Annotated in this window: 12 protein-coding genes; 7 read left to right on the top strand and 5 right to left on the bottom strand. The window is 65.2% G+C overall.

Annotation, left to right across the window (positions count from 1 at the left end):
- Positions 1-82 precede the first annotated feature (82 nt).
- Genes XM53_RS11645 through betI form a run of 3 tightly spaced genes read right to left on the bottom strand, consistent with a single transcriptional unit; the run spans position 83 to position 2,831 of the window.
- Complete coding sequence (locus XM53_RS11645; RefSeq protein ID WP_236544476.1) at positions 83-733, bottom strand: glutathione S-transferase family protein; 651 nt, start codon at positions 731-733, stop codon at positions 83-85.
- Positions 730-2,244, bottom strand: a complete 1,515-nt coding sequence (betC, locus tag XM53_RS11640) for a choline-sulfatase (RefSeq protein WP_057793483.1) — start codon at positions 2,242-2,244, stop codon at positions 730-732. The genes XM53_RS11645 and betC overlap by 4 nt, the downstream gene beginning before the upstream one ends.
- Positions 2,241-2,831, bottom strand: a complete 591-nt coding sequence (betI, locus tag XM53_RS11635; protein WP_082630955.1) for a transcriptional regulator BetI — start codon at positions 2,829-2,831, stop codon at positions 2,241-2,243. Before betI ends, betC begins: the two co-directional genes overlap by 4 nt.
- A gap of 300 nt (positions 2,832-3,131) precedes the next feature.
- On the opposite strand from betI, the gene XM53_RS11630 reads away from it, so the two are divergent.
- Positions 3,132-4,688, top strand: coding sequence for an ABC transporter substrate-binding protein (locus tag XM53_RS11630; protein ID WP_057793480.1), 1,557 nt, complete (start codon positions 3,132-3,134; stop codon positions 4,686-4,688).
- 284 nt (positions 4,689-4,972) lie between these two features.
- Here XM53_RS11630 and XM53_RS11625 read toward each other — a convergent pair whose 3' ends face one another.
- Positions 4,973-6,373, bottom strand: coding sequence for a helix-turn-helix domain-containing protein (locus tag XM53_RS11625; protein ID WP_057793478.1), 1,401 nt, complete (start codon positions 6,371-6,373; stop codon positions 4,973-4,975).
- 71 nt (positions 6,374-6,444) lie between these two features.
- Positions 6,445-7,659 carry a multidrug effflux MFS transporter gene (locus XM53_RS11620; protein WP_057793476.1) on the bottom strand — a complete coding sequence of 405 codons (1,215 nt, stop codon included), beginning with the start codon at positions 7,657-7,659 and terminating at the stop codon, positions 6,445-6,447.
- A gap of 425 nt (positions 7,660-8,084) precedes the next feature.
- Here XM53_RS11620 and XM53_RS11615 point away from each other — a divergent pair, with 425 nt between their 5' ends.
- The 6 genes from XM53_RS11615 (at position 8,085) to XM53_RS11595 (ending at position 11,832) form a co-directional block, all read left to right on the top strand.
- Complete coding sequence (locus tag XM53_RS11615; RefSeq protein ID WP_057793474.1) at positions 8,085-9,617, top strand: acyl-CoA carboxylase subunit beta; 1,533 nt, start codon at positions 8,085-8,087, stop codon at positions 9,615-9,617.
- An 87-nt stretch (positions 9,618-9,704) separates the two neighbouring features.
- Positions 9,705-10,037, top strand: coding sequence for a hypothetical protein (locus XM53_RS11610; RefSeq protein ID WP_057793473.1), 333 nt, complete (start codon positions 9,705-9,707; stop codon positions 10,035-10,037).
- A complete protein-coding gene (locus tag XM53_RS11605) occupies positions 10,034-10,438 on the top strand; it encodes a DUF6497 family protein (protein WP_057793472.1) in 405 nt (134 codons plus the stop codon). The genes XM53_RS11610 and XM53_RS11605 overlap by 4 nt, the downstream gene beginning before the upstream one ends.
- Positions 10,439-10,652: 214 nt before the next feature.
- On the top strand, positions 10,653-10,799 hold the full coding sequence (locus XM53_RS23565) for a hypothetical protein (RefSeq protein WP_201455410.1): 147 nt from the start codon (positions 10,653-10,655) through the stop codon (positions 10,797-10,799).
- 93 nt (positions 10,800-10,892) lie between these two features.
- On the top strand, positions 10,893-11,252 hold the full coding sequence (locus XM53_RS11600) for a hypothetical protein (protein ID WP_057793471.1): 360 nt from the start codon (positions 10,893-10,895) through the stop codon (positions 11,250-11,252).
- A 373-nt stretch (positions 11,253-11,625) separates the two neighbouring features.
- A complete protein-coding gene (locus tag XM53_RS11595) occupies positions 11,626-11,832 on the top strand; it encodes a hypothetical protein (RefSeq protein WP_057793469.1) in 207 nt (68 codons plus the stop codon).
- Positions 11,833-11,893: the final 61 nt, after the last annotated feature.

The following is an 11,893-nucleotide window of genomic DNA, read 5'->3' as shown; positions in this document are numbered from 1 at the left end:
GCGAAGAAGAGGGGGGCGCTGCCCCCCACGGCGAACCCGCGGTTCGCCGCTCCCCCCGGAATATTTATGGCCAGAAGAAGCATCAGGCGCCCTCCACCCGCAGCGCGTCGTAGGGGACCATGACGTGGGTCTGGTAGGTGGGGCGGCGGGTGAGGCGGTCGTAATAGGCCTCGACCGTCGGGTTGGCGGCGCGGGGGATGTCGATGGTGAACCAGCGGTAGAGCAGGTGGCCCGCGACGATGTCGGCGGCGGTGAAGGTGTCGCCGCAGATGTAGGGCTGTGCGTCGAGCTGGTCGGCGAGGCGCGCGAGGCGGCCGTCGAACGCGGTGATGGCGGCTGCGAGGCGGGCCTCGTCGCGGTCGGCAGCGGGGGTGCGGACGCGGGGCCAGAAGATGGGATGGGTGAAGCCCGCGGCCAGCGTCGTCTTGGCCCATTCGGCCCACATGTCGACGGGCGCGCGCAAGGCGGGGTCGGCGGGCCAGAAGGCGCCGCCGTCGCCGTAGCGCGATGCCAGGTAGCGCAGGATGGCGGTGCTTTCCCAGATCACGAGGTCGCCGTCGCGCAGGACGGGGACCTTGCGGTGCGGGTTCATCGCGCCGAATTCGGGCGTGTCTAGGCCGCCATGCACGTGGCCATAGTCGAGCCGCTCGCAGTCGAGGCCGAGCTCGGCAAGGGTCCACATGACCAGTTGCACGTTGGAGGAGGTGGCGCGGCCATAGACGGTGAGCATCATTCGCCCCTCGGGTAGCGGGCGTTTTCCTCGACCACGTTGAGGTCCATGTGGTTGCGCATGTAGCGCTCGGACGCCTTTTGCAGGGGCTGGTAGTCCCACGGATAGTAGCCGCCCTGGCGCAGTGCCTCGTAGACGACCCAGCGGCGGGCCTGGCTTTCGCGGACCTGGGCGTCGAAGGTTTCCAGATCCCAGCGGGCGGCGGCCTCGACGCGGAACCGCTCCAAGGTCGCCTTGTGCGCGGGGTCTTCGGCCAGGTTGGTGAGTTCCAGCGGGTCGGCGGAAAGGTCGAAGAGCTGTTCGGGGTCGAGGGCGCAGTTGGTGTATTTCCAATTTTCGTGCCGCAGGGCGACGAGCGGCGAATAGGAGGCCTCGGCTGCGTATTCCATGGCGACGGGGCTTTGGCGTTTGGCGCCCTGGCCCGAGGGCACGAGGCTTTCGCCGGCGACCCAGGGCATGACCTCGGACATGTCGACGCCGGCGAGGTCGCAGAGCGTGGGGCAGACGTCAATGTTGCTGACCGGCTCGGTGACGAGGCCGGGTTTCATCGCGGGGGCGGAGATCATCAGGGGCACGCGGGAGGAGCCCTCGAAGAAGGACATCTTGAACCACAGGCCACGCTCGCCCAGCATGTCGCCGTGGTCGGAGACGAAGAGGATGATGGTGTCGTTCTCTTGCCGGGTGCCGCGCAGGGCCTCCATCACCTCGCCGATCTTGTCGTCGAGATAGGAGATGTTGGCGAAATAGGCGCGGCGGGAGCGGCTTATGTCCTCGTCGGTGATGGTGAAGCTGCGCCAGTCGTTGGCATCGAAGATGCGCTGCGAATGGGGGTCGTGATCCTCGTAATCCATCGCGGGCACTTCGGGCAGCAGGTGTTCGCAGCCCTCGTAGAGGTCCCAGTATTTCTTGCGCGCGACATATGGATCGTGCGGGTGGGTGAAGCTGACCGTCAGGCACCAGGGGCGGTCGTCATGGCCGCGCCCGTAGTCATAGACCTTGCGGGTGGCGTGGTAGGCGACCTCGTCGTCATATTCCATCTGGTTAGAGATCTCGGCCACGCCGGAGCCGGTGACAGAGCCCATGTTGTGGTACCACCAGTCGATGCGTTCGCCCGGTTTGCGGTAATCGGGCGTCCACCCGAAATCGGCGGGGTAGATGTCGGTCGTGAGGCGTTCCTCGAAGCCGTGAAGCTGGTCGGGGCCGACGAAATGCATCTTGCCCGAGAGGCAGGTCTGGTAGCCGGCGCGGCGCAGGTGATGCGCATAGGTGGGTATGTCGGCGGAGAACTCGGCGGCGTTGTCATAGACGCGGCTGCGCGACGGCAGGAGGCCGGACATGTAGCTGGCGCGGCCCGGGGCGCAGAGCGGCGAGGCGGTGTAGGCGTTCTTGAACCGGGTCGACCGCTCGGCCAACGCCTTGAGGTTGGGCGCGTGCAGCCAGTCGGCGGGGCCGTCGGGGAAGAATTTTCCGTTCAGCTGGTCGACCATGAAGATGAGGATGTTGGGACGTGTCATGTGGGGGCGCCTTCCGGGAGTGAGGTGTCGATGTAGTGCAACAACACACCGATGGCGGTTTCGCCCGAGAGCGGTGCACTGTGCAGCGCCTGCCGGATATAAAGGCCGTCGATCATCGCGGCCAGACCGCGCGTGAGGGTGCGGGCGTCTTCCGCCGGGGCAAGCTGGCGGAACGCGTGGTGCAGGTTCGAGCGCAGGCGGCGGTGGTAGACATGCAGAAGGCGCCGCGCCTCGTCGGATTTCTGGGCCTGGACGTAGAAATTGAGCCAGGCGGCGATCATCTCGTCGCGGAACTGCCCGGGGGCGAAGCTGGCGCGGATGATCGCCTCGAGCCGTTGGCGGGGCGTTTTGGCCATGATGAGCGCGCCGCGCACCTCGGCCCCGTAGAGGGTGAGGATGTGGCGCATGGCGGCGGCGAAGATCTGTTCCTTGGAGCCGAAATAGTGATGCGCCAGCGCCGAGGACATGCCGGCGCGCCGCGCGATCTGGCTGACGGTGACGTCGAGCGAGCCGCGCGCGCCGATCTCATGGATCGTGGCCTCGACCAGCGCGGAGCGTCGAATCGGTTCCATTCCGATCTTGGGCAATTGGTCCTCCGTGACTGACGGCCCCATGCGGTATTGAGTTTTGATTGACTCGTCAATCAATAAACGTATTGTCTGCGTCAACAGGGGATAGGGATCAAGAATGGCAGAGGCGAAGCTTTCGCGTTGCACTGGGTCGCACGTGGCGTCTAAGGTTGCCGGGATGTCGTTTTCGGGCCACGCCGAGGGGTCTCAGCGCAGCCAAGAGGCTTTTGACGCAAACCCTGAAATTGGCGGCCCCGGACATACGCGCGTCATGCGCAGAGCATAACAGAGTATCGTGTCAACAAGGGAGAACATGACATGTCATTGATCAAAGGCGGACTTCTGGACCGTCGCGGATTTCTGAAAACCACGGTCGCGGCGGGTGTCGCGGCGGGTCTGCCGGGGGCGTCCTTTGCCCAGAGCACGCCGAAGCGCGGCGGTGACCTGCGCGTGGCCAAGGGCCACGGACAGACGACGGACACGCTGGACCCCGGCCAGTGGGAGAACGGTTACATGCTGGCGCTGGGCTTCGGTATCCACGGGTTCCTGACCCAGGTGGCCCCCGATGGCAGCCTGGAGCCGGAACTGGCCGAAAGCTGGGAAGCGTCGGAAGATGCCAGCGAATGGCGCATGAAGATCCGCAAGGGCGTGACGTTCCATTCCGGCAAGGAACTGACGGTGGAGGACGTGATCGCGTCGATCAATCACCATCGGGGCGAGGATTCGACCTCGGCCGCGGGGCCGATCGTGGCGCCTATCACCGATATCAAGGCCGATGGCGACGACACGGTCGTGTTCACGCTGGACGGCGGCAATGCCGACTTTCCGTTCATTTTGTCGGATTATCACCTGGCGATCTGCAAGGCGAGCGATGACGGCATCGACTGGCAGTCGGGCGACGGTTGCGGCGCCTATGTGCTGAAAAGCTTCAGCCCCGGTGTCAGCAGCCAGTTCGAGCGCAACCCGAATTTCTGGCGCGAGGATCGCGGCTGGTTCGACACCGTGGAAATGCTGGCCGTGGTGGACCAGAACGCGCGGACGACCGCTTTGGTCTCGGGCGACGTGCACGCCATCGACCGGGTCGACCTGAAGGCCGCGAACCTTCTGGGCCGTAACCCCGGCGTGACCATCGAGTCGGTGGCGGGCACGCAGCACTATACCTTCGCGATGTCGACCAACACCGACCCCTATACAGACAATAACATCCGCCAAGCCCTGAAATGGGGTATCAACCGCGAGGAGCTGGTCGAGAAGATCCTGTTCGGCTACGGCTCGGTCGGTAACGACCATCCGATCGGGCAGGGGCAGCGGTTCTACAACTCCGAGTTGGAGCAGAAGACCTATGACCCGGACAAGGCGAAGTTCTTCCTGAAAGAAGCGGGGATGGACAGCATCGACATCAACCTGTCGTCGTCGGACGCGGCGTTCGGCGGCGCGGTGGATGCGGCGATCCTGTACCAGGCGTCGGCCAAGGAAGCGGGCATCAACATCAACGTGGTGCGCGAGCCCAAGGACGGCTACTGGTCGGACGTGTGGATGAAGAAACCCTTCACCGCCGTTTACTGGGGCGGTCGTCCGGTCGAGGACCAGATGTTCGCCACCGCCTATCAGTGCGGGGCGGCGTGGAACGACAGCTTCTGGTGCAATGACCGATTCGAGGAGCTGCTGCTCAAGGCCCGTGCCGAGCTGGACGAGGACAAGCGCCGGGAGATGTATTACGAGATGCAGGACCTGGTGGCCAACCAGGGCGGCGTCGTGATCCCGATGTTCGCCAATTACGTCTTTGCGGTGGGCGACAAGGTTGCCCATGGCGAGATGGCGTCGAATTGGGACATGGACGGCGAGCGCTGGATGGAGCGCTGGTGGATGGCCTGATATTCAGGCTTATTCGTGAAATTTGGAGGACCCCCGGTTTGGCCGGGGGTTTTCTTTTGGTGGGGGCGGTGGGTTTTCACCCACCCTACGACGTGCCGAATAACGTTGGGGCCGGGAAGCGCGCGGAATCAAGGCCGAAGGCCGCCGCGCGATCGCCAGACCGCCCGGACGGGCTGGCGATTGGGTGACTTTGGCGCGCCGATCAAAGGTGATACGGATTTGGCTGCCATAAAGTGCCCCGAACACCTGGCGGGTCGCCATCCCGCGGTCTGGCGCTCGCACGGCTATCCCACCTTGTAAGGCAGCACACCGCGTTCATCCGGGGTGACTTGCAACCGGCGTTCCAGCGGCGGGACCGAGCGCTGGTGGCACTGGGTGCGCTCGCAGATGCGGCAGGAGATGCCGATGGGCTCGTAGGCCTGCGAGAGTGTCAGGTCGAGGTCGTCGGCATAGACCAATGCATCTGCGTGCTTCACCTCGCAGCCCAGGGCGATGGCGAAGCGGCGGACGGGGGCGCCATAGTGGCCGCCGCGTTTGGAGACGTCTCGGGCGAGGCTGATGTAGCGCACGCCGTCCGGGGTTTCGGCCAGCTGGCGCAGGAAGCGGCCGGGCGTCTCGAAGGCGCGGTGGACGTTCCAGAGGGGACACGCGCCGCCGAAGCGGGCGAATTGCAGGCGCGTGGCGGAGTGGCGCTTGGTGATCGTACCGGCCTGGTCGACGCGGACGAAGAAGAACGGCACGCCCTTGGCCCCGGGGCGTTGCAGCGTGGACAGGCGGTGGCAGACCTGTTCGATCGAGGCGCCGAAACGGGTGGCGAGGCGTTCGAGGTCGTGGCGGTGGTGTTGGGCCGCTTGCAGGAAGGCGGTGTAGGGCATGAGCGCCGCCCCGGCGAAGTAATTGGCCAGCCCGATCTTGGCGATGTCGCGGGCGGCGGGGGACTGGAACCGGGCGAAATCGAGCGTGGCCTCGATCAGCTTTTCCTGTGTCAGAAGAGCGACTTGCAGGAGGAGTTGAAAGCGGCGCGTCTCGGGTTCGGCGTGGTTCGACAGGTAGAGGATGCGGGCGTCGCGATCGTAGTGGCGCAGGCGGGCGTCGTCGCTGTCCACCACCTTGATGCCGAGCGCGTCCAGCCGCGCCTCGGCCAGCTCGGTGATGCGGCGGGGGCCGGAGGCGGGGCCGGCGAAATGCTCGGCCGCGCGGTCCACGGCGTCGATGTAGTTGTCGCAATAGTGGAAGAAATCGCGCACCTCGTCCCAGGGGGAGATCTGGGGGCGGGCATCCTCGCGGCCCAGAGCCTCGTCGAGGGAGGCGAGGCGTTCGTGCGTGTCGCGGTAGGCGCGGTGCAGTTCGAGAAAGGCGCGGGCCATGGCGGGGGCGTTCGAGGCCGTCAGGCGCAGGTCGCTGAGGCCGGGGATGTCATCGGCAAAGACGGCGTCGGCCAGTGCCTCGCGCATGTCGGTCACCAGCCGTTCGGCGTCGCCGGTGGCGAGTTCGGTGACGTCGAAGCCGAATTCCTGCGCCAGGGCGAGGATGACCGTGGTGGAGACCGGGCGGTTGTTGTTCTCCATCTGGTTCAGGTAGGGCAGGGAGACGCCGAGCTTGGCGGCGAAATCCTTTTGCGTCAGGGCAAGGCGCTGGCGCGTCTCGCGCAGCTTGGCGCCGGCATAGAGTTTCTGGGTGGCCATGGGTGGCTCGCTTTGCAGGTTTGCGTGTGCGCAGGTTTAGATTTGCAAAGCGGTGTGCGCAAGGGCGGTGTTCAGATCGAGGGCACGCCCACCTGCCGTTCGCGCAAGATGACGAGCGAGATGGCGAGGATGCCGCCCAGGGCCGTCATCAGCATCAGCCAGACCAGCGGGAAGGCCCCGGTGCCGGGGCCGAGCAGGGCACCGGCCAGCGCCGACAGGCCCGCGCCGCCGCCGATCATGAGAAAGCCCGCAAGGCCGCTGGCGGTGCCGGCGAGGCTGGGGCGGACAGAGAGCGCGCCGGCGGTGGCATTGGGGATGGTCATGCCGTTCCCGAGGCCCATCAGCGTCATCAGGCCGAAAAACGTGTAGGGCGTGCTGATCCCGGCATAGAGCGTGGCGAGGTTGATGCCGTGCCCGATAGCGTTGGCGAGCGCGCCCGCGAAGACCATGCGGTTGATGCCCACGCGGGTCGAGAAGCGGCCCGAGAGGAAGTTTCCCGTGAAATAGCCCACGGCGGGGGCGCCGAAGAAGAGGCCGAGTTCGGACGGGGTGAGGCCAAAGACCTGCGCGCCGACGAAGGGCGCGCCGCCCAAGTAGGCGAAGAACGCCCCCGAGGAAAGCGCGGCGGCGAGCGCGTAGCCCCAGAAGCGGTAGGAGGAAAAGAGCTCGGGGTATTCGGCGAACTGGTCGCGGAAGGTGCGGCCTTCGAGCGGCGCGGTTTCGCCAAGGTCGTTCCAGACCAGCCAGAGCACCGCCGCGCCCATGGCGAAGAGCGCCCAGAAGCTGCCGTGCCAGTCGAAGGCGGCATCGAGCGCGCCGCCGATGGCCGGGCCGATCATGGGCACGACGGACATGCCCATGGTGACGTAGCCGATCATCGACGCGGCCCGGTCGGCAGGGACCATGTCGCGCACCACGGCGCGCGACAGGACCATGGCGGCGACGATGCCGCCCTGAAACATGCGGAAAACGAGGAAGACCCAGATGTTCGTGGACAGAAGACAGCCCAGCGTCGCCAACAGGAAGATCACCAGCCCGCCGAGGATCACCGGGCGGCGCCCGACCCGGTCGGAAATCGGGCCGATCAGCAGTTGCAGGATGGCGTTGATGCCCAGGTACCCGGCGACGGCGAGCTGCATGACGCCATAATCCGTTTCGAAATAGGCGGTCATGCCGGGCAGGGAGGGCAAGAAGATGTTGAGCGCGAGCGTCGAGATCCCGGCCAGCACGATCAGGGTGAAGATGTGCGGCGGTGTGGAGCGGTCTAGGAAGCGGACTGTGGGCATGGCAAAGGCGCTATCCCGGAGCGCGGGGGATGTCCAGATGGGACGGGGTAAGAGGGTGTGACGAGGGGTGCCGGGCGATTGCCAGACCGCGGGCTGGCGAGCTAACGGTTTTTCGGGGCACTTTATGATAGCCAAATCCGAATTCCCTCAAATCGGCGCGCCTACCTCATCCAATCGCCAGACCGGGGGTCGGCCCCCCCTTTCGGCGATTTCCAGCAATCGCCTTTCGGTCAGCGGACGATCGCGCGGCGGCGCGGCAAGGCCGCGCCTCGATTCCGCGCGAAGTGGACGCCAGAGCGAGCGCCGACTTTGCAGATTTGCAGGTTAGCAATTCGTGCTTCGCGAGATTTGGCAAATTTGCGGAAATCCTCTTGGACGCGGTCAGCGCACGCAGTAGGGTCTCGCCAGTCAACGAGGGGGACAGCATGAAAGATATCCTGCAGGAACTGGACACGCGGCGCGGCAACGCGCGGCTGGGCGGCGGGCAAAAGCGGATCGATGCGCAGCACGAAAAGGGCAAGCTGACGGCGCGCGAGCGGATCGACCTTTTGCTGGACGAGGACAGTTTCGAAGAGTTCGACATGTTCGTGGCCCATCGCTGTACCGATTTCGGGATGGAGAAGAACCGGCCCTATGGCGACGGCGTGGTGACCGGCTGGGGCACCATCAACGGGCGGCAGGTCTATGTCTTCAGCCAGGATTTCACCGTGCTGGGCGGATCGGTGTCGCATACCCACGCGATGAAGATCTGCAAGATCATGGACATGGCGATGCAGAACGGCGCGCCCGTGATCGGCATCAACGACAGTGGCGGGGCGCGCATTCAGGAAGGTGTGGACTCGCTGGCCGGTTATGGCGAGGTGTTCCAGCGCAATATCGAGGCGTCGGGCGTGGTGCCGCAGATCAGCGTGATCACCGGCCCTTGTGCGGGGGGCGCGGTCTATTCGCCGGCGATGACCGACTTCATCTTCATGGTGCGCGACAGTTCCTACATGTTCGTGACGGGCCCTGACGTGGTCAAGACCGTCACCAACGAGCAGGTCACGGCGGAAGAGCTGGGCGGGGCCTCGACCCACACGAAAAAATCCTCCGTCGCAGACGGGGCGTTCGAGAATGACGTGGAAGCGATGGCCGAGGTGCGGCGGCTGGTGGACTTCCTGCCGCTGAACAACCGCGAGCCGGTGCCGGTGCGCCCGTTCTTCGACGACCCGGACCGCGCCGAGACGAGCCTGGATACGCTGATCCCCGACAACCCCAACATGCCCTATGACATGAAGGAGTTGATCGTTAAGGTCGCCGACGAGGGCGATTTCTATGAGATCCAGGAGGATTTCGCGAAGAACATGGTCACCGGGTTCATTCGCCTCGAGGGCCGCACGGTGGGCGTGGTTGCGAACCAGCCGATGGTGCTGGCCGGGTGTCTGGACATCGACAGTTCCCGCAAGGCGGCAAGGTTCGTGCGGTTCTGCGACTGCTTCGAGATCCCGATCTTGACCTTCGTGGATGTGCCCGGTTTCCTGCCCGGCACCAGCCAGGAGCATAACGGCGTGATCAAACACGGCGCGAAGCTGCTCTTTGCCTACGGCGAGGCGACGGTGCCGAAGGTGACGGTGATCACGCGCAAGGCCTATGGCGGGGCCTATGTAGTGATGAGCTCCAAGCATCTGCGGGGGGACATCAACTATGCCTGGCCCACCTCCGAGATCGCGGTGATGGGCGCCAAGGGCGCGACCGAGATCATCCACCGGGGTGACCTGGGCGATGCCGAGAAGATCGCCAAGCATACGGCGGATTACGAGGCACGCTTTGCCAACCCCTTCGTGGCGGCCGAACGCGGGTTCATCGACGAGGTGATCCAGCCGCGCAGCACGCGCAAGCGGGTGAGCCGGGCCTTTGCGGCGCTGCGCCACAAGAAGCGCAAGCTGCCGTGGAAGAAGCACGACAATATTCCGCTTTGAGGATGGCGTAGGGTGGGCGAAAGCCCACGCGGCGGGGATGGTGGGTTTTCACCCACCCTACGGGAATGGTCGAAGGTACGAAGTGAGATGAGCCGGGGGTTTCACATTCTGCGCGAGGACGGCGCCGTGACCGTGGCGCGGCGGGTGCCGGTACGGTTCGACGTGAGCGCCGAGGCGCGTTTTGGCCCGCTGCGCAAGCGGGCGCTGGCGCAGCAGGTGCGGCAGGACCTTTGGCGCGCGTTGCAAAACGTGCGGGGGTTTGCGCCGGTGGTGCGGGTGGCCGAGGCCGGCGATGGCGTCACCGTGACCGCGGGCGGGCAGGTCGAGGGGCGGCATGACCGCACCCGGCTGGAGGAGACCATCGCGGCACTGCTCGCCGATCCGGGCCATGTGGCACGCTGGACGAGGTGGGCGCGATGAAGGGCATATGTGCAGGGACGCTGGCCGCGCTGATGGCGCTGGCCGCCCCAGAGCAGGGCAGGGCGCAAGAGGAGGAGCGCCTTGTCCTGCCGTCGGGGCTGGAGGCGGAACTGCAGGAGGTCATCACCGGCGAGGCGGCGATGGGGCTGACGGTGCGCTTTCGCTTCGTGGCCGAGGGCTTTACCGGAGCGGAGGACTTCGAGGCGCAGACCGCCGACCTTGAATACCTGTGCAACGATTTCGCGCTGGAGCGGATCGACATGGCCGAAACGACCCCGGATCGCGTGGTGATCTCGCTGGCCGACAGGCCGTCGCAATTCGGGCAGTTCGACCCCGATGTGGCGCAGATTTTCGAGAGTTTCTCGATCGCGGACGCCGCCTGTATCTTGGAGCTGTTCTGATGGAAGCACAATATCTTGCGCATCAAAGCGCAGGCCTCTGCCGGTTTGAGGCTTTCCAGACACAGACGGGCGGGATTGCGCCGGCCACGTATGAAAATCAGGCGGATTCCGTTATGTTCACCCTCGGTTACAAACCCGTGACCCATCCCTTGAACGAGGGGCAGGTGGGGCGTTCTGCGCGTCATCTGTTGGAGTACAGAGACAGGAGACTAAAATGTCGAACAGCATCAAGAGCATCCTCGCGGTTGGTCTGGTTGCCCTCGTGGCAGCCTGCGGCCAGCAGCAGCAAGAAGAAGAATTCGTCGTGGTCGATCCCGAGCCGATCTCGACCGAGCCGACCTACACCGGCAAGCTCAAGTAAGCACGCGGATACACGACAAGGGCAGGCCCTCGGGCCTGTCCTGACCCTGAACAAGACCTGGCGGCGGTCCCTGCGCAATGGCGGAGGCGGGTCATGATCAAGCACCGCGGCTTTCCGGGGCGTCTGCCCGGCTCTGACTTCCAGTTCACCATCCGCCGCGCCAACCCCAAGGGGGCCACCGCCATCGTGCGGCGCGAGCGCTATCGCGACCGGCGCCCCGCCGACAAGCGGGCCGACACGGCCTTTGTCCGTGCCTTGTGGGAGCATTTCGGCGATCAGCCCTTCGAGCGGGGCAATCTGGATGCCGGACGGCTGAGCTGGCTCTTTGGGCGCGAAGTGCTGCCGGCGGACGATCCGTTCGATTCGGAAAGCTACGAGGCGTTGCTGATTCTGGACGTCCCGGCGGCGCAGCGCGCCTTTCCCGAGGCCTTCGACGGAGGGGGCTGGGAATGAGTTGTTCCGCTTCGGTCCTTTATTTAGGCACGTTTTTGCCGACGCCTTGGAAATACACGCGAAATACAGCCGATCACGTCGCGGCAGAACATTCGCGCTTGGCGCAACGTCAGATTGCGGGCAACTTAAGACTTGTAGTGGCGGCCTTTCCCCAATGGGCCGAGACATACCGTCTAAACCGTTACCCTTCCCCTGATGGGCGGCCTTTCGCAGCATTGCAAAGGCCGCCCTTTTTTGATGCATCGTCAATGCCTTGCGATATTCGGCAAGAGGTTGCCCAAAACCGGCGCCGTGCACGTGACGGCTTTGACGCGGCGCCTGCCATCGCATTGAGTGCGCGCAGTCATAACCACAGCGCGCGAGGCGATTTCCGATGCAGTTCGTCAAACCTTTCCTTGTTCTGGGGCTTTTGGGTCCGCTTGCGGCCTGCGGCAACACAGTGCCCGAACAGGCGCTGTTCGGCGGGGCCGCGGGCACCGGCGCGGCGGCTGTCGTGGGGGGATCTCTGCTTACCGGGGCGGCCGTGGGGGCCGCGGGCAACGTGGCCTTCTGCCAGGTCTACCCGGGCAAGTGCCGCTAACCTGAATTCCGCGCCCGTCACCGGGCGGCTCGACCTGAATGAAACCACCCCTCGCGGCAGC

Source organism: Roseovarius atlanticus, from assembly GCF_001441615.1.
GTDB lineage: Bacteria > Pseudomonadota > Alphaproteobacteria > Rhodobacterales > Rhodobacteraceae > Roseovarius > Roseovarius atlanticus.
The sequence above is the reverse complement of the archived record's forward strand: the minus strand, read 5'-3'. Positions and strand labels throughout refer to the sequence as shown.